This window comes from Sphingobium sp. JAI105, from assembly GCF_015752145.1.
Taxonomy (GTDB): domain Bacteria; phylum Pseudomonadota; class Alphaproteobacteria; order Sphingomonadales; family Sphingomonadaceae; genus Sphingobium; species Sphingobium xenophagum.
On sequence record NZ_JADOUC010000001.1, the window covers coordinates 1,386,343 to 1,404,582 of the forward strand.

An 18,240-nucleotide genomic window follows, 5' to 3' on the forward strand; every position below is an offset into this window, starting at 1 on the left:
AATTTTCATGCAGATCAGCCATCGCCTGCTGCTGACCGGCACCGCCGCGCTGGGCACGATTGCAGCGCCAGCCACCGCGCAGACGCTGAACCTTTCGGTCGGCATACCGCGCCTGTCGGTGGCCGAATATCACCGCCCCTATGTCGCGATCTGGATCGAAAAACAGGGGGCGACGCCGCGCACCCTGTCGGTCTGGTATGATTATGACATGAAAAAGGGGGAAGGCACCAAATGGCTGCGCGACGTGCGGCAGTGGTGGCGCGCTTCGGGGCGGACGATGAGTTTTCCGGCGGATGGCGTGACGGGTGCAACCCGCGCGCCCGGCGACAACAAGATCGCTTTTGTCGCTGGCAAGGGTCCGCTCGGCGCGCTCAGCCCCGGCAATTACACGCTGATCGTGGAAGCGGCACGCGAAGTGGGTGGCCGCGAAGTCGTCCGCCTGCCCTTCGCCTGGCCGGCAAAGCCCGGCAGCACCGTCAAGGCGCAGGGCAATGCGGAACTGGGCACCGTCGCCCTGAATTTCGGCAAATAGGGGATAAGATGATGAAAGCCAGACTGATGATCGCGGGCGCCTTGGCCGCCCTTATGCTCCCCGCCGCGGCGCAGGCGCACCGCCAGTGGATGATGCCATCCTCGACCACCCTGTCGGGCAGCGAAAGCTGGGTGACAGTCGATGCTGCCGTGTCCAACGACCTTTTCTATTTCGAGCATGTACCGATGCGGACCGACGGCATCGTCGTAACCCAGCCGGACGGCAGCATCGGGAAGATCGAAAATGCCGCGACCGGCAAATATCGGTCGACCTTCGACGTACATCTGACCCAGCCGGGCACCTACCGCATCGGCAGCGTGTCGACCAATATGATGGGCAGCTACAGGCTGAACGGCAAGCAGGAACGGCTGCCGCGCGGCACGACCAAGGACAAGCTGGCCAGTGTCATTCCGGCGGGCGCGACCGACGTGCAGGTCGCTGAAGCGTCCAATCGCAACGAGATTTTCGTGACGCTGGGCGCGCCAACCACCGGGGTGTTCAAGCCGACCGGATCGGGCATCGAACTGGTGCCCGTGACCCATCCCAACGATCTGGTGTCGGGCGAAACCGCCAGCTTCCAGTTTCTGCTCGACGGCAAGCCGGCGGCAGGCCTGAAGGTCACCGTCATCCCCGGCGGCATCCGTTATCGCGATGCGTTGGGCCAGATGGACCTGGTCGCCGATCAGGATGGCAAGGTCGCGATCACATGGCCACAGCCGGGCATGTACCGGCTGAACGCCAGTGTCGGTGGCGGGCGCGAAGGTGGTGGCCCCGGCGGCCCTGGTGCCGGCGCACCGGGCGCATCGCCTGCGCCTGCGCGCCCCGCCGGTCCGCCGCAGCGGCGGGCATCCTATGTCAGCACGCTGGAAGTGCTGGCGCCCTGACCCACGCAGTCCGAATCGCGATCCCGCCCGACCTGTCGCCCGACCAGCTTGCCGGGCGAGCGCGGGCGGGCCGTATCGTGACGTTGGGCGGACCGACCATGGGGACCAGCTGGTCCGCCATGCTGGTCGATCCGCCCGCCAATTGCCAGGCCGCGATCGAGGATGGTCTGGCCCGCATCATCGACCAGATGAGCAATTGGGAGGCAGACTCCGCGATCAGCCGGTTCAACCGAACGCCGGTGGGCGATTGGATGACCCTGCCGCCGGACATGCTGACGGTGCTGCGGGCCGGGCTGGACATGGCGCGGCTGTCGAACGGCGCCTTCGACCCGGCGATCGGCGCGCTGGTTGATCAATGGGGCTTTGGTCCTGCGGCCCTGCCGCGCCCCGCCCCCTTGATCGACAGCGCACCATGGCAGGCGATCGAACTGGATGGCGACAAGGCCCGCCGCATCGCCCATGTCGCGCTTGATTTTTCCGGCATTGCCAAGGGTTTTGCGGTCGATGCCATGGCGGCTGGGTTGCGGGCATTGGGGGTTACCAATTTCCTCATCGAAATCGGCGGCGAGTTGCGCGGCGACGGTGTGAAGCCCGACATGCAGCCCTGGTGGGTCGATGTGGAGCCTCCGCCGGGTCTGGCGATACCCGTGCTGCGCATCGCGCTGTGCGGGCTGTCGGTGGCGACATCGGGCGACTATCGCCGCTTCCGCATGGAAGGCAATGCGCGCCTGTCCCACAGTATCGATCCGGCGCGTGGCGCCCCGATCCCCCAGGGGGTGGCATCCGTTACGGTATTGCATGAACATGCGATGCTGGCGGACGCATGGGCCACTACGATCACCGTCATGGGCCCGGCGCGGGGCATGGCGTTGGCCACGCGCCACGCCCTGCCCGCCCGGCTGGTGCTGCGGACAGACGATGGCGCGCAGGAATATATGACCCCCGCGCTCGCCCGGATGCTGGAATGAAGGGTGGTGCCTGACGCCAAGGCTGCTATGCGGACGCCCATGCACAATCTTTCCGGAACCGTCTCCGTCGATGGCGACATATATGAATGGGAACTCCGGCGCGAGCCCCAATGGAGCGATGCCGAGGGCTGGAAGGGCATGACCATCGCCCTGTCACAGCAGGATTGCCAGCGCGGCGCGGTGCTGGAATTTCCGCCGCCCAAACGCCTGCTCAAAGGCTTGCAGCGCGGCCGCCTCCAGATCAACGACGCCATTGTTACCAGGGGCATCCGCGCCGCCTTGCTGGCAGGATGGGAGCCTGCATCGCGCGGCAAGCCGATGATATTCACCGTCGACGCGGACGGCAATTAAGCGTCAGCTTTCGGCCCAGCGGCGCAGAAGATTGTGATAAACGCCGGTCAGGCGGATCACCTCCCCATGCTCCTGCCCAAGCGTCCCGCCCAGTTCCTGTACGCTGCGGTCCAGATCGAACAGGATTTGCCGGGCGGCATCGTCACGGATCATCGACTGGAGCCAGAAAAAGCTTGCCACGCGCCGCCCGCGCGTGACCGGCTCGACCCGGTGCAGCGACGATGAAGGATAGAGGACGGCGTGGCCCGCAGGCAGCTTGACGCTCTGCACCCCGAAATTGGTTTCGATCGTCAGTTCGCCGCCATCATAGGCGTCCGGCTCTTCCAGAAAGACAGTCATCGACAGGTCGGACCGGACGCGAAAGCCGGTCCCGGCCTGAATACGCACCGCATTGTCGACATGGACGCCGAACGCCTGCCCGCCCGCATAGCTGTTGAACAAGGGCGGGAAAATCCTGAGCGGCAGCGCGGCGGCGATGAACAGGGGCGATCGGCCCAGCGCATCGAGCACCATCTGCCCGGCCTGCCTGGCGGCGGGCGCGTCTTCGGGCAATTGCAGGTTATGCTTGGCCAAAGCGGATTGCGGGCCGGACGTGACGTTACCGTCCACCCATTCCGCGCCGTCGATCAGGGCGCGGATCGCAGTGACACCAGCGGCGTCGATCAGGTCGGGAATGGCAATGAGCATGACTGGGGCCGCGTTTCAGGCTGCGTCGCTGCGCAGGACGAAGGGGAACGGCAACCATCCTGTTAGCGGCTTGCCGTCAGGATTGGGGGCCCACCGCCAATCTCGAACGGCATCTAAGGCAGCCTTGTCGAGGCGAGTAAAGCCGCTTGATTTGGAGACCCATATTTTCCCAACGGTCCCATCGGGCGTGAGCGTTATCATCAGTTCTACCGTACCTTGCTCACGCTTGCGCCGACTTTCGATAGGATAGCGAGGTGGCTTGGACGATATCAATCTAGCTGTCAGATCAACGGGCGCAGCCTTCGCCTCATTCTGGGTCGCTGCAGGCAGAAGGGGTTGTTTTGGAACAGCCGCTACCAACGGTACATTTGTCGGCACCGGCACCGGCACCGGATCGGGCGTGGTCTGCACGGTCTGGACCGGCGGCACCGGCGTCTGAACGATCGGCGGCGGCGCCACGATTTCCGGAGTCGAAGGCGGCGGTGGCGGTGTTTCGGCGGACGGCGGTGGCGGGGGTGGCGAAAGATTGACCACCGTCAGCTTCGCTTCCTGCATCCGCTGGACATGGGTGCGAACCTGGACCAGCGCGGCGATCAGCAGGATATGGAAGATCAGGATGGCCGCGATGACCGGAATATTGGGCCGCGAACCTGCGCCATAGCGACCGGGCGCAGGCCGTTCCTCCGGTTGCGATCGGGCAAGGCCGATGGCGGACGGACGATCAAAATCATGCGATAGGTCGGTCGGGAAATCGTCGGCTGGCCGACTTGCAGCATGGAGCATCGCAGCGCCTTCCTTCCCTTGATCCGATGCCCGCCTCGATAACGCGAACCATAATGCGAATCAATTGCGTTATTTACTTATTGGCGAACGGGCGGCGACCCGAGGAGGATGGAGTGTATCGCCGCCCGTCCGTTCGCCCCCGGCAAGGGACAAATGCCGGGGGAACGGAGTTTACAATTTATAACCCAGCGTCAGCACCCACGAACGGCCTTCGCCCGGATTGGCCCAGCCATTGTTGCGGATGCTGGTATAATATTTTTCGTTGGTGAAGTTCTGGACATTGAGCTGCGCGCTCAGCTTTTCCGTGATGGGGTAGGACAACATCGCGCGATGGACCAGACAATCGTCCGACTTGTACATCGTCTCGCCAGTGATGTTCGAGAGATACCAGCTGCCCTGATAGGTCAGGCCATAGCCAAGTTCGAGGCCGAAGGGCAGCGTATAGGTGGTGAAGAGGCTGCCCGAATGTTTCGGATTGTTGGTCATCGGATTACCCGTTTGGGTATCCGCCACGCCCTGCGATTTCTGATAGTCCGAAATGCTCTGGATCACCTTGGTATCGAGATAGGTGTAGTTGGCGAAGATCGTCCAGGCGTCGGTGATGTTCCCGGTTGCGCCCAAGGTGATGCCGTTCACCCGGTTGCGGCCGTCGTTGACCGGCAGGTTCCCGATCAGCGGATCGTTGCTGGCGACGCGGTAATTGGTCCGTTCGTTGCGGAACACCGCAGCGGTCAGTTGCAGTTTGGCATCGAACAGGTCGATCTTGCCGCCGACCTCGTAATTGGCGGCCTGTTCGGGCTTTACTTCGCATGGATCGTTGAACAGGTTGGCCTCCGCCGCCAGCCCGCAGCCAGCACGGACGGTCGTTGCCGTGGGGTTCTTGCTGTTCCCGTAAGCGACGTAAAGGCTGGCATTTTCCGCAGGTTTGTAGACCAGCCCGATACGGTAGGAGAAGAGATTGTCGGTCGCGTTCTGCGACCGGCCAGTGGTATAGGCGCCACCTGCTGCCGGTGTGGCAATCGTGTCCGCACGGAAGCGGGCGCGATTATGTTCGTAGCGGACGCCGCCGTTGATTTCGAGCTGATCGACGATCTTGACCGCGGCGAAGGCATAGGCCGCGATGTTGAACAGGTCGCCATCCTGATGACCGGAACGGATCGCGTTGACAGGGCCGGTATAGATGGCGTTCGGATTGCTGATGCTGATCGGATCGAGCACCGGGTTGGGCAGCGCGCCGCCCGCATTGCGCAGGACGTTGCCGTTATCCAGCGCATAATCTTCCTGCAGCATCGAGGTGCCGAGCACGAGCGAATGGCCGCCGGGAATGGTGAAGGTCAGGTCGAGCTGATTATAGAGCGTGTCGTTGACGGAGTTGCGGAAACCACCGCGCGGGCCGCTGGGATAATAGGTGCCGGGCACCTGTCCCGCCGCGCAGGCCACGCCGGTCTGAGTCTGGCCGTTGGCAAGGCAATAGGTGCCCTGTGGCGGATTGACGATCAGCTTCTGTTCGACACGCTGCCAGCGCGACAGGTTGCGAACGGCCAGGAGATCACTGAAACGATGGTCGAAGATGGCGGTCGCCTGATCAATTGTCTGATCCTGACGATCCAGATTCCTGTAGCCATAATAGCCGCTATAGCGCGCGCCGGGGAGGATGCCGTCATAGAACGCGTTCTTATAATAGGGCACGCCGTAGAGCGGCGTATTCTTGTCTTCCTGATGCGTGTAGAGCAACGTCAGCGAGGTCGGGCCATCAACGCCGAGCTTGACCGATGGCGCGACGCCCCAGCGCTTGTAGCGATCGACATTGCGGGCCGGCACGTCGTTCTCATGGTACATGGCGTTCAGGCGCACGGCGATGAAATCGGACGCGCGGACATTGCTGTCGATGGTCGCGCGATAATAGTCGGATGTGCCGACGCCTGCCTGAACCAGCGTTTCGTCATAGCCCTTGGGCCGCTTGGTCACGATGTTGATATTGCCGCCGATCGCACCGGAACCGCCGAATACGGAGTTGGAGCCGTTGGTGACTTCGATCTGTTCGACGTTGAAGGGATCGGTACGGCTATATTGCGCGCTGTCGCGGACGCCATCGATGCTGATGTCCGTGTTGGCGCTCTGACCACGCAGGTTGATGCTGTCGCCATAGCCGCCGCCACCTTCGCCCGCGCCAAAGGTGATGCCCGGAATGGTGGACAGAACGTCGCGCAGAGTCAGCAAATTCTGCTTCTGGATCGTCTGGTTGCCGATCACCGTGATCGTCTGGGGCGTATCCAGCAGCGGGCGGACATATTTGGGTGATTCCGCCTTCTCGACCTTCACCTGGGACTCATCGATCGCCGTGTCGGTGACGGTCATGCCGCCCAGCTTTGGCGCAGGCGCCTCCTGGGCGTGGGCGCCGGTCGCGAAGGCCATGGCGCTGACGCAGCCGAGAGCCAGGAAGGACGAGCCTGACAGTGAGTTGGACATATGCAGCAAATCCCCTTTGAAGTTGGGATGCTGCTATTGCGAACCTTTCTCAGAGTCAACGCTATTGCGAATAATTATTATCTTTGTCGCAAGCGGCCCGCGCGAACAGCCAGCAACGGATCGCGCTCGCCAGATTGGGCGGGTCAGGCGCGCCCATGCGGGCCAGGTCTATGCGGGCAATAAGGGCGTTGAGCGGCAGGCCGTCACGCTGCGCGTGATCGCGCAAGGCGTCCCAGAATATGGGTTCCAGACTGATCGCGGTCTGGTGCCCCGCAATGGTCACGCTGCGCTTGACCGGCGGGGCAAAGGGCGACGCCAAGGGACCATCATCCGACCCGTCCATGGCGTCGCCCTCCATCATCAATACATGTGCTGGCCGCCATTGATCGACAGCGTGCTGCCGGTCACAAAGCCGCCATCCTCACTGCAGAAGAAGGCGACGCCGCGCGCGATTTCATGCGCCTGGCCCAGACGTCCGACCGGGATTTTCGCCACGATCTTTTCCAGCACGGCAGGCGGCACCGCGGCCACCATGTCCGTGTCGATATAGCCCGGCGCGATGGCGTTGACGGTCACCCCGACTTTCGCCCCTTCCTGCGCCAGCGCCTTGGTAAAACCGTGGATGCCCGATTTGGCGGCGGCATAATTGACCTGGCCATATTGGCCCGCCTGCCCGTTGATCGACCCGATATTGACGATCCGCCCCCAGCCGCGTTCGCGCATGCCGGCAAAGGTCGCCTTGGCCATGTTGAAGCAACCGCCCAGATTGATGCGCATGACTTCATTCCAGTCGTCAAAGCTCATCTTGGCCAGCACGCCGTCGCGGGTGATGCCCGCATTGTTGACGACGATATCGATCGGCCCAAGTGCATCAGTCGCTGCGGCGCAGCCATCCAGGCAGGCCTGGTGATCGCCGACGTCCCATTTGAAGGCTGCGATGCCGGTGGCTTCGGTAAAGGCCTGCGCCTTGGCGTCATTACCGGCATAATTGGCGGCCACAGTGTAGCCCATGTCACGCAGCGCCAGGCTGATCGCCTCGCCAATGCCGCGTGTCCCGCCCGTCACGATCGCTACTCTCGACATATGCGCATCCTTCCCTACTTAACCGGCCTGGTGTATCCAGCCCGAAAGCTCACGGCCCAACAGCCTCTGATACAAAGTGATAGCCGGGGCAGACGCGTTTAGACAGGGCAAATAGGCAAAATTTTCACCCCCTACGGACAAAAAAACCTCTTTCGCGCGCAGGGCGATTTCCTCTAGAGTTTCAAGGCAATCCGCCGAAAATCCCGGTGTTGCCACAGCAATGTTTCGGACACCTTCCTGTACCAATTTGGCGAGGGTGGATTCGGTCTCCGGCTCCAGCCATTTGGCCCGCCCGAAACGCGACTGAAAGCTCATATGCACGGGCAGCGAAAGGGCTTCGCGCAGCAGGCGGACGGTCTTGACCGACTGGCAATGATAGGGATCGCCCAGATGCAGGGTGCGTTCGGGCATGCCATGGAAACTGGCGAGCAAGGCGTCGGGGGTGAAGTCGAGTTTTACGATGCTGTCTTCGATCGAGATTTTGAGCGCGGCGATATAGGCCGGGTCGTCATGATAGGGCGGCAGGGTGCGGATGGCCGGTTGCCAGCGCATGGCCCGGAGCGCGGCAAAGGCGGCGTCGTTGGCGGTCGCGGTGGTCGCGCCGCTATATTGCGGATAGAGCGGGGCGAGCAGAATGCGATCGCAGCCGGCCGATTTCATGGCGGCAAGACGCGAGGCGATCGACGGATTGCCGTAGCGCATCGCCCAGTCGACGACCACGCCCTCGCCCATCGCCGCCTGCATCGCATGGGCGGTATCGCGGGTGTGGAAGGCGAGCGGCGATCCCTGATCGGTCCAGACCTGGCTGTAGGCATGGGCGGATTTTTTGGGCCGGGTCGTGAGGATGACGCCGCGCAGGATCGGTTGCCAGATCAAGGGCGGGATTTCCACCACGCGGCGATCGGACAGGAATTGGGCGAGGTAGCGTCGCACCGATTTCGCGTCGGGGGCGTCGGGCGTGCCGAGATTGATGAGGAGGACGCCGACTTTGGGCGCGGGGATGGCGGGATGGTCCGATGGCAGGGTCATGTCGTTCCCAGTAGCGGCAGGCTGCGCAAACGCTGACCTGTCCATGTGTACAGGGCGTTGGCGATGGCGGGGGCCACCAGCGGCGCGGCAAGATCCGTCACGCCAGCGGGCGGCGCGGTGCTGCGGATCAGTTCCACCGTCACCTCGCCAATGTCGGAAAGGCGCGGCAGGTTCATGCGGCCCAGTATCGCGCGGGTCGGCAGGCCCCGTTCATAGGGGACGGACGCGCCCATGGCATAGGCAAGGCCATAGATCAGCCCGCCTTCTATCTGTTGCCGGGCAATGTCGGGATTGACCTGATCACCGACATCGACGGCGGCGATGATGCGGCCCACGCTCAGCCGGTTGCCGCGCACGGCGGCCTCCACCATCACGGCGGCATAGGCGCCGTTCATCATATGGGTGGCGATCCCCTGCCCGCTGCCCGCTATGCCGCCCTGCCATCCGCCCATGGCCGCGGCGGTGGAAAGGCAATGGGCGAGGCGCGGGTTGCCGCCCAGCATCTGGATGCGGAAGGACATGGCCTCCATCCCCGCCAGATGGGCGAGTTCGTCCACGAAGCTTTCGGTGAAGAAGGCGCTGTGCAGATGCGCGTTGCTGCGGGTGAAGCCGAGCGGAAGGCCGACATCGCAAGGATAATGATCCACCGCCCAGTTGGGGATGGCATAGGGCGGCACCATGCCCGCGACAGCCAGACGGCTGGCCTTGTCCGCCGATGCAGCGGCCGCTTCGTGCGGCGGCGCGCCGTCGGCAATGCGCGCCCAGGTCTGCGTCATGGCGCAGGGGGCGGCGACCTTTGCCAGCCAGCCTTCTATCGCGCCGTTGCGGCCAAGCTTTGCCGCCATGCGGGCATGGGCTGGCGCGGCGGGGCGATCCTGAATCACATCTTCCAGCCGCGACCAGAGCAGTTGTACCGGGCGACCCAAATCGCGGGCGATCAGCGCTGCCTGTACCCCGGCGTCCCAATCCATCTTGCGCCCGAAGCTGCCGCCGGCATGGAGCGGATAGAGGGCGACGGCGGTTTCGGGCAGGCCCAGCGCATCGGCGATGGCGGCACGGGCAAGGCCGGGCGCCTGGGTCGCCAGCCAGACTTCCGCGCCGTCGTCGCTGACACGAGCGGTGGCGCAGAGCGGTTCGAGGGCGAGATGCAACCCGGCGTCGACCTGATATTCGCTGGCCAGGATCGTCGCGCCTTCGAACACCGGCAGCAGGTCGCCCTGCGTATAGAGGCGGCGGCCCGATGCGCCGGAAAAGGCGGCCTCCAGCGCGTCGTCGATGGTTGCGCTGCTGACCGGCGTGCCGCGCAGGGTGAATATGGGATCGGCCAGATCGAGCGCCTTGTTCGCCGCCCACCAGTTGGTGGCGACGGCGGCCAGCCAGCGTTCCTGACGGAAGAGCTTGATAAAGCCGGTGACGCCGCTGGCGGACCGTTCGTCCAGCCCGGCAAGGATCGCGTCGCCGATCGGCCCCTGCCGGATCGAGGCATAGACCATGTCGGGCAGGCGGATGTCGGCGGCGAAATTATGGCTGCCGTCAATCTTTGACGGGGTGTCGAGCCGGGGCAGATCCTGTCCCGACAGTCGCCCGTCCTGCCCCTGCCGCAGCGGCAGGATGGCGGGCAGGTCGAAGCCGACCGCCTGTTCGACCACATCGCCGATCTTCATCCGCCGGTCGCCGCCATCGGATATGAGGCCGTTCTGGATGTCGCAGCTTTCCCAGGGGATGTCCCAGTTCGCCGCCGCCGCCTTGCACAACAGGATGCGGGCGGCGGCCCCGGCGTCGCGGCAGGCATCGTGGAACATCGGGACGGAGGTGCCGCCGCCCGTCAGCATCAGCGCGTTGCGAGTGGCATATTGGCCCAGCGCCCAATCCCCCGCGTCGCCCAGCAACCGGGTCCAGTCATTCGCCAGCCATTCGCGGGCCAGCAGGCTGTTGGCGTAGAGCGGGCTGACCGGCGCGCTCTGCACCGCGACGGTGCGCCAGTCCGCGCCCAGTTCGTCCGCGACGATCTGCGGCAGGAGGGTGGTGACGCCCTGCCCCGTTTCGGTCTGCGGCACGATGACGATGATTTGGCCCGACCGATCGATCTTCAGGAAGGCATTGATGATCGTTTCGCCGGGCGCGGCATTGAGGTTGGGGGCATAGCGGCGCGGCCAGGCAGCCCAGGCGATGAGCAGCCCGGCCGCCGCGCCGCCGCCGACCAGCAGCGTGCGCCGGTCAATGCCCTTGATCGGGCCTGTTTTCTTTCGCGGGAAGCGCGCCATAGCCGCCTGATAGAGAGGGCAGCGCGGGCTGGAAAGCGTTATTCCGCGGCGATCGGCGCGATGCCCAGGCGCGGGATTTCGATCGCCGGGCAATGGTCCATCACGACCTTCAGCCCAGCGGCTTCGGCGCGGGCGGCGGCGGCTTCGTTGATGACGCCCAGTTGCATCCAGACCGCCTTGGCGCCAGCCGCTATGGCTTCGTCCACGACCTCGCCCGCTGCGGCGCTGTTGCGGAATATGTCGACCATGTCGATCGGCACGCCGATGTCCGAAAGGCGCGCCCAGACAAATTCGCCATGGACATGTTCGCCCGCGATCTGCGGGTTGACCGGCAGGACGCGATAGCCATGGTCCTGAAGGACTTGCATGACATGATTGCTGGCGCGGTCGGGCCGGTCGGATATGCCGACCAGGGCGATGGTGCGGGTTGTATCGAGCAGGTCGGCAATATCCTGAGGGGCGGTCAGCGGCATGGCTATTTCTCCTTTGCGGCTATGACGAAGCAGGCGGCAGGGGCGTTCCCGGCGAAGGAGGATTATCGCTTAACTTCGCATATTTCCCGGCAAATGCGACATAATGTTGCGCGCGCCTGATCCTATCGCAATGCCAGTCCGATCATACAGCCTGGCCCCCGCTGTAGGACAGTCAAACCGTGCGGCCGAGCCAGTCGGCCACCCTCTGCGCAATGGCGCGGAAGGCGTCGGCATGGATGCCTTCTCCAGCGGCCGGGGGATCGCCCGCGTCGGACTGGCGGCGGATGTCGATGGCGAGCGGGACGCGGCCCAGAAAGGGCATGTCCATTTCGCCCGCCGCCGCTTCCGCCCCGCCCTGCCCGAACGGGTCAGAAATTTCGCCGCAATGGGGACAGGCATAGCCCGCCATATTTTCGACAAGGCCGATCATCGGCACCCCGACCTGCGCGAACAGGCTGACGGCGCGGGTCGCGTCGATCAGGGCCAGATCCTGCGGCGTGGACACGATGACCGCGCCCGCCGGCTTATGCTTTTGCACCATGGTCAACTGAATGTCGCCAGTGCCGGGCGGCATGTCCACCACCAGCAATTGCGTGTCGCCCCAGTCGGCGTCGATCAATTGCGACAGGGCATTGCCCACCATCGGCCCGCGCCATGCCAGCGCCTTGCCCGGTTCGACCAGATGCGCCATCGACAGCATCGGAATACCCGCAACGCCGGTGACGGGGATCAGCTTCTTTTCGCGCGCCTGGGGCTTCTGGTCCTCGCTGCCCATCAGCCGGGCCTGGGACGGGCCGTAAATGTCGGCGTCGACGAGACCGACCTTGTGGCCCAGCCGGTGCAGCGCCACCGCCAGATTGGCCGACAGGGTGGATTTGCCCACCCCGCCCTTGCCCGATGCCACCGCAATGATGCGCAGCGGGCGGCGCTCGGCGGTCTGGGCGATGCGGACGTCCGTGACGCCCGGCACGGTCAGCCCGCCCTCGCGGATCGCGGCAAGGATCGCGTCGCGCTGGTCGGGGCCAAGCCCGCCCACATCGAGCGCAAGGGTCATGACGCCGTCCCTGACGCGCGGGGCGCTGGCGCGGCCATCGGTCAGGGCGGTCAGGCGGGCGGTAAAATCGGCGATATCGGTCATGGCGACGCCCTGTAGGAAATAATCGCAGCCATTGGCACTGTTTTTCGTGGATAAGCCTTCCTATAGAAGGGCCATGAAAAGAATTTTCGGGTGGATGCCCGGCATCATGAGCATGGCTCAAGGGCCTTGGGGCGGTAAGAGCGACGGGCCGGACGGCAATGACGGCAAGGGGTCGGGCGGCGACGGCGGCCCGCGCAACCCATGGACCCAGCCCAATCGACCCACCGGCCAGAAAGGCCCGTCGGCCATCGACGAATTGCTGCGCCGTGGTCGCGAAAGCTTTGGCCAGGGCGGCGGTGGCGGCGGCTTTGGCGGCCTGCCCCCGCGTGCCAATGGCAAGGCGTTGTGGCCCGCCGCGATCGCGCTGCTGGTGATATTATGGCTGGTGCTGACCAGCTTTCATCGCGTCGGCCCGCAGGAACGCGGCGTCGTCACCCTGCTTGGCAAATATAGCCGCACCCTGTCGCCGGGCATCAGCCTGACCCTGCCGGCGCCGTTCGAGACGGTGTCGATCGTGGATGTGGAGGAAATCCGCACCATCGACGTCGGATCGACCAGTGCGGAAAGCGAGAATCTGGTGCTGACGGGCGACCAGAACATCATCGATCTGGCCTATTCCGTACGCTGGAACATCCGCAACCCCGAACTCTATCTGTTCCAGCTGTCGGACCCCGACGCAGCCGTGCGCGAAGTCGCCGAAAGCGCGATGCGGGCCGTGCTGGCGAGCGTCAGCCTGGACGATGCGCTGGGCGCTGGGCGCACCGCGATCGAGCAGCAGGTCGAGCAGCGGATGCAGGAAATATTGGATGGTTATCGTTCGGGCATCCGCATTCAGGGTGTCGCGATCAAGCAGGCCGATCCGCCAAGCGCGGTGAACGATGCGTTCAAGGCCGTGTCGGCAGCGCAGCAGACCGCGCAAACCTATCTGAACGAAGCGCGCGCCGCCGCCCAGCAGGTGACGGCCAAGGCGCAGGGCGAGGCCGCGTCATTCGACAAGGTCTATGAACAATATCGCCTGTCGCCCGACGTGACCCGCCGCCGCATGTATTATGAAACCATGGAGGGCGTGTTGTCGAACGTCGACAAGACCATCGTCGAAGGCGGCAATGTGACGCCATATCTGCCATTGCCTGAAATCAAGCGCCGCGCGCAGGCGACCCCGGCCACCGGCTCTGCCGCCAGCACGGGAGGCCAGTGATGCGGGGCATATTGCGCCAACCCATCGCGATTGCGCTGATCGCCCTGTTCCTGCTGATCCTGGTCGGCAGCACGGTGACGATCGTACCGGAAACCCGACAGGGCGTGATCGTGCGCTTTGGCGATCCCAAGGCCATCATCAACCGTTATCAGCCCAACGAGACGTTCGGGAATACCGGCGCCGGCGTCATCCTGCGCTGGCCGTTCATCGACCAGATCGTGTGGATCGACAAGCGGGTGCTGTCGGTCGAGATGGAGCGGCAGCAGGTACTGTCCACCGACCAGCTGCGCTTGCAGGTCGATGCCTTTGCCCGGTATCGCATCGTCGATCCACTGCGCATGTATATTGCCGCTGGCAATGAGGAACGGGTGTCGGACGCGCTGCGCCCGATCCTGGGTTCCGCGTTGCGCAACGAACTGGGCAAGCGGCCTTTCGCCGCGCTGCTCAGCCCCGAACGGGGCCAGGTGATGCAGAATATCGAGGCCGGGCTGGACCGGGTCGCGCGCCAATATGGGGCCGAGATTGTCGACGTGCGGATCAAGCGCGCCGACCTGCCCGACGGCACGCCGCTGGAAAGCGCCTTTACCCGGATGCGCACCGCGCGCGAGCAGGAAGCGCTGACGATCCGGGCGCAGGGTGCCAAGCAGGCGCAGATCATCCGGGCCGAGGCCGACGCCAATGCCGCACGCATCTATGCCGAAAGTTTCGGCAAGGACCCGTCCTTCTATGATTTCTATCGGGCGATGCAGAGCTATCGCTATACTTTCTCACCCGACCGGACCGGACAGACCAATATCATCCTGTCGCCCAATAACGAGTTTCTGCAACAGTTTCAGGGACGCAAATAAGGGTTCACCGATGCTGCGGATCATTTCGGAACCAGCATCATTCAATGAGGGTTAAGGCAAGGCGGCGCATGACCGGCTCTCTGTTTGAGAGTCCCGCCTTCCATTTCCTGAAGATCATGAGAGGACCGTCACGAGTGCGTTACGCTTATGCCATTACCGGCGCCCTGTTGCTGGGCGGCACCGCCATTGCCATCACGTCCCCCAATGTCGGGGCGCAGACCGCGCAGAATGAAGGATTGCAGGCCGCTGCCCCGGCGGGCGCGCCCGCGAGCCTGGCCGACATGGTCGAGAAGCTGCAACCGGCCGTCGTAAATATTTCGACCAAGCAGCGGGTCGCGGTGCAAAATCCCTTTGCCGGCACCCCCTTTGGCGACCTGTTCGGCCAGGCGCCGGGCGGACGCCCCCAGACCCGGCAGGCCCAGTCGCTGGGTTCGGGCTTCCTGATTTCGGCTGATGGCTATATCGTCACCAACAACCACGTCGTGTCGGCAGGCGCGGAAGGCGCGACCGTCGATTCGATCACGGTCACGCTGACCAACAAGGAAGAATATACCGCCAAGCTGGTGGGCCGCGACCCCGCGACCGACCTGGCGGTGCTGAAGATCGACGCGAAAAAGCCCCTGCCCTTCGTCAAGTTCGGCGACAGCACCAAGGCGCGGGTCGGCGATTGGGTCGTTGCGATCGGCAACCCCTTCGCCCTGTCGGGCACGGTGACGGCTGGCATCATCTCCGCCGTGCATCGCAGCACGGGTGGCGGTTACGAGAAGTTCATCCAGACCGATGCGTCGATCAACCAGGGCAATAGCGGCGGCCCGATGTTCGACATGCGCGGCAATGTGATCGGCATCAACAGCCAGATCCTGTCGCCGTCGGGCGGCAATGTCGGCATCGGCTTTGCCATTCCGTCCGAACAGGCCGCGCCGATCGTCGCGACCCTGCGCCAGGGCCAGAGCGTCAAGCGCGGCTATCTGGGCGTCCAGATCAGCCCGTTGGGCGAGGATCTGGCCGATTCGCTGGGTCTGGCCAAGAATCGCGGCGAATTCGTCCAGGGCGTCGAGCCGGGCAAGGGCGCGGACAAGGCCGGGATCAAGGCGGGCGACGTCATCGTGTCGGTCAATGGTCAGGAAGTGAACCCGGACCAGAATCTGTCCTCCATCGTCGCCAGCCAGCCGATCGGCAGCAAGGTGCCGATCGTCCTGATGCGCAATGGCCAGCGCCAGACGGTGACCGCCGTTGTGGGCGAGCGTCCGTCGGAAGAGGAGCTGTCCAGCTTCGCCCCGCAACAGGATGAGGATTTCAGCCAGCAGGATTCCAATCCGGGTCAGGCAGCGCAGCAGTCGCTGGGCATTTCGGCGATCCCGCTGACGCCCGGCATCATCCGCCAGCTAGGCGTGGCCGCCGATACGCGCGGCGTGGTGATTACCGCCGTTGACGGATCAACCGATGCCGGGGCCAAGGGGCTGCGGCGTGGCGATGTGATCATCAGCGCGAATAATCGCCCGATCACCAGCCAGGCCGAACTGGACGCGCAGGTGAAGGCGGTGGCGGCGCAGAACCGCAACGCCATCCTGCTCCAGGTGCTGCGCCGCGGCCAGCAGCCGATTTTCCTGCCGGTGCGTTTGCGCGACAAATAAGTGCCTTATGAACATTCCTCTTTCCTTGACGGCTGGAGGATAGTGAAAATGTTTCCGTCATTCCCGCGCAGGCGGGAATGACGGCTTTTTTATGGGGAAGGAACGGGGATGAGCGACGGCATTTTCATTGGTCTTGGCGCGCCGGACAAGGATGGCGGCGTCCGCCAGTTGCTCAACCTGCGCCGGGCCAATCGCCATGGCCTGATCGCCGGGGCGACGGGCACTGGCAAGACAGTGACGTTGCAGGGCATTGCCGAGAGTTTTTCCGCGCTGGGCGTGCCGGTGTTCCTGTCCGACGTGAAGGGCGACCTGTCCGGCATCGCCATGGCCGGTTCCCCCACGGCCAAAAATGCCGACAAGCTGGTCGCGCGCGCAGCCGAGATCGGCCTTTCCGACTATAGCTATGCCGACAATCCGGCGATCTTCTGGGATCTGTATGGCGAACAGGGCCATCCGATCCGCACGACGATCAGCGAGATGGGGCCATTGCTGCTGGCGCGGCTGATGGGCCTCAACGAAACGCAGGAAGGCGTGCTGTCCATCGCGTTCAAATATGCCGACGAGGAAGGGCTGCTGCTGCTGGACCTGGGCGATTTGCAGGCGATGCTCAGCTTTTGCGCGGAAAATGCCGACACGCTGTCGGCACGTTATGGCAATGTCACCAAGGCCAGCGTCGGCGCGATCCAGCGGCAATTGCTCCAGCTTGAAAGCCAGGGCGGCGCGCATTTCTTCGGCGAACCCGCGCTCGACATTCACGACATGATCAAGGTGGATGAGCAAGGGCGCGGTTATGTGAACATATTGGCCGCCGACAAGCTGATGCAGAGCCCGAAACTCTATGCGACGTTCCTGTTGTGGCTGCTGAGCGAATTGTTCGAAACGCTGCCCGAAGTGGGCGACCCGGACAAGCCGGTGCTGGTCTTCTTCTTCGACGAGGCGCATCTGCTGTTCGACGATGCGCCCAAGGCGCTGACCGACAAGATCGAGCAGGTGGTGCGGCTGATCCGGTCCAAGGGCGTGGGCGTCTATTTCGTGACCCAGAACCCGATAGACATACCAGAGGACGTCGCCGGGCAATTGGGCAACCGGGTACAGCACGCGCTGCGCGCCTTCACGCCGCGCGACCAGCGCGCGATCAAGGCGGCGGCAGAGACGTTCCGCATCAATCCCGACCTGGATGTCGAGACGGCGATTACTGAATTGAAGGTCGGCGAGGCGCTGGTGTCGCTATTGCAGGAGGATGGATCGCCCGGCATCGTCCAGCGCACGCTAATCGCGCCGCCACGATCGCGGCTTGGCCCGGTAAGCCCCAAGGAGCGGGCGATCATCCAGTCGATTTCCCCGGTTGCGGGCAAATATGACGAAGCGATCGACCGCGAATCGGCGGAGGAGATACTGGCCGCGCGCGGCAATGCCGCCGCTGCCGCCGCCGCCGCGAAGAAGGCGCAGGACGAAGCCGAGCGGACCGCCGCCGTGCAGGCCAAGGCGGAGGCCAAGCAGCGCGAACAGGAGATCAAGGCGCAGGCCCGCGCCGACGCCGCTGCCGCGCGCGAGGCGGCCAAGCCGTCCGCGCTGGACAAGGCGATCCAGTCGGCGACGCGCGCGGCTGGCTCATCGGTCGGGCGGCAGGTCGCCAACGAACTGGGCCGCGCGGTGTTCGGCGGATCGAGCCGCAAATCGTCGAGCGGCGGGATTGCGGGTCGGCTGGTGCGCGGGATTTTGGGCAGTTTGTTCAAGTAAGTTCATTGACATAGCCTGCCAGCCGCCGTTCGGGCTGAGCCTGTCGAAGCCTTGTCCTTTTCAACCCTTCGGCAAGCTCAGCGCGAACGGACGATGGAGGATGACGGCAATAGCTATCGCATGGCGCGGCCAAGAAAAGCTGCGCCCATCGCCCCGCGC

Annotated in this window: 17 protein-coding genes; 8 read left to right on the forward strand and 9 right to left on the reverse strand. The window is 64.3% G+C overall.

All coding sequences use genetic code 11. The features are described 5' to 3' along the window. The first annotated feature begins 7 nt into the window (after positions 1-7). The 4 genes from IWY39_RS06540 to IWY39_RS06555 all read left to right on the forward strand — a co-directional run bounded on the left by IWY39_RS06540 (position 8) and on the right by IWY39_RS06555 (position 2,735). Positions 8-532: a DUF2271 domain-containing protein gene (locus tag IWY39_RS06540; RefSeq protein WP_017182633.1), complete on the forward strand. Its 525-nt coding sequence runs from the start codon at positions 8-10 to the stop codon at positions 530-532. Between the two features lie 11 nt (positions 533-543). Then, a complete protein-coding gene (locus IWY39_RS06545; protein ID WP_107124283.1) occupies positions 544-1,416 on the forward strand; it encodes a DUF4198 domain-containing protein in 873 nt (290 codons plus the stop codon). A gap of 98 nt (positions 1,417-1,514) precedes the next feature. Then, the gene (locus IWY39_RS06550; RefSeq protein WP_107124141.1) at positions 1,515-2,384 is read left to right on the forward strand and encodes an FAD:protein FMN transferase; all 870 of its coding nucleotides are present in this window, start codon (positions 1,515-1,517) and stop codon (positions 2,382-2,384) included. Positions 2,385-2,411: 27 nt separating this feature from the next. Next, a complete protein-coding gene (locus IWY39_RS06555; RefSeq protein WP_017182630.1) occupies positions 2,412-2,735 on the forward strand; it encodes a hypothetical protein in 324 nt (107 codons plus the stop codon). A 3-nt stretch (positions 2,736-2,738) separates the two neighbouring features. Here IWY39_RS06555 and IWY39_RS06560 read toward each other — a convergent pair whose 3' ends face one another. The 9 genes from IWY39_RS06560 to IWY39_RS06600 form a co-directional block, all read right to left on the reverse strand. Continuing rightward, complete coding sequence (locus IWY39_RS06560; protein ID WP_107124142.1) at positions 2,739-3,422, reverse strand: Fe2+-dependent dioxygenase; 684 nt, start codon at positions 3,420-3,422, stop codon at positions 2,739-2,741. 15 nt (positions 3,423-3,437) lie between these two features. After that, complete coding sequence (locus IWY39_RS06565; RefSeq protein ID WP_107124143.1) at positions 3,438-4,205, reverse strand: energy transducer TonB; 768 nt, start codon at positions 4,203-4,205, stop codon at positions 3,438-3,440. 171 nt (positions 4,206-4,376) lie between these two features. Then, positions 4,377-6,674, reverse strand: coding sequence for a TonB-dependent receptor (locus tag IWY39_RS06570; RefSeq protein ID WP_107124144.1), 2,298 nt, complete (start codon positions 6,672-6,674; stop codon positions 4,377-4,379). A gap of 61 nt (positions 6,675-6,735) precedes the next feature. Next, positions 6,736-7,035: a ribbon-helix-helix domain-containing protein gene (locus tag IWY39_RS06575; protein WP_107124145.1), complete on the reverse strand. Its 300-nt coding sequence runs from the start codon at positions 7,033-7,035 to the stop codon at positions 6,736-6,738. Beyond that, positions 7,035-7,757, reverse strand: coding sequence for an acetoacetyl-CoA reductase (gene phbB / locus IWY39_RS06580; RefSeq protein WP_196871413.1), 723 nt, complete (start codon positions 7,755-7,757; stop codon positions 7,035-7,037). Before phbB ends, IWY39_RS06575 begins: the two co-directional genes overlap by 1 nt. Before the next feature lie 18 nt (positions 7,758-7,775). Further along, positions 7,776-8,786 (reverse strand): ferrochelatase, encoded by a 1,011-nt coding sequence (hemH, locus tag IWY39_RS06585; RefSeq protein WP_107124147.1) that lies wholly within the window; start codon positions 8,784-8,786, stop codon positions 7,776-7,778. Beyond that, positions 8,783-11,050: a molybdopterin cofactor-binding domain-containing protein gene (locus tag IWY39_RS06590; protein ID WP_107124148.1), complete on the reverse strand. Its 2,268-nt coding sequence runs from the start codon at positions 11,048-11,050 to the stop codon at positions 8,783-8,785. The genes hemH and IWY39_RS06590 overlap by 4 nt, the downstream gene beginning before the upstream one ends. A gap of 38 nt (positions 11,051-11,088) precedes the next feature. Beyond that, complete coding sequence (locus IWY39_RS06595; RefSeq protein ID WP_107124149.1) at positions 11,089-11,523, reverse strand: CoA-binding protein; 435 nt, start codon at positions 11,521-11,523, stop codon at positions 11,089-11,091. Between the two features lie 172 nt (positions 11,524-11,695). Next, positions 11,696-12,661, reverse strand: coding sequence for an Mrp/NBP35 family ATP-binding protein (locus tag IWY39_RS06600; RefSeq protein WP_019051649.1), 966 nt, complete (start codon positions 12,659-12,661; stop codon positions 11,696-11,698). Positions 12,662-12,734: 73 nt separating this feature from the next. On the opposite strand from IWY39_RS06600, the gene hflK reads away from it, so the two are divergent. The 4 genes from hflK to IWY39_RS06620 all read left to right on the forward strand — a co-directional run bounded on the left by hflK (position 12,735) and on the right by IWY39_RS06620 (position 18,081). Then, positions 12,735-13,859 carry an FtsH protease activity modulator HflK gene (gene hflK / locus IWY39_RS06605; RefSeq protein WP_174302219.1) on the forward strand — a complete coding sequence of 375 codons (1,125 nt, stop codon included), beginning with the start codon at positions 12,735-12,737 and terminating at the stop codon, positions 13,857-13,859. Continuing rightward, a complete protein-coding gene (gene hflC, locus IWY39_RS06610) occupies positions 13,859-14,707 on the forward strand; it encodes a protease modulator HflC (protein WP_107124150.1) in 849 nt (282 codons plus the stop codon). Before hflK ends, hflC begins: the two co-directional genes overlap by 1 nt. Before the next feature lie 134 nt (positions 14,708-14,841). After that, positions 14,842-16,341: a Do family serine endopeptidase gene (locus tag IWY39_RS06615; RefSeq protein ID WP_107124151.1), complete on the forward strand. Its 1,500-nt coding sequence runs from the start codon at positions 14,842-14,844 to the stop codon at positions 16,339-16,341. Positions 16,342-16,449: 108 nt separating this feature from the next. After that, positions 16,450-18,081, forward strand: coding sequence for a helicase HerA-like domain-containing protein (locus IWY39_RS06620; RefSeq protein WP_107124152.1), 1,632 nt, complete (start codon positions 16,450-16,452; stop codon positions 18,079-18,081). The last annotated feature ends 159 nt before the right edge of the window (positions 18,082-18,240 follow it).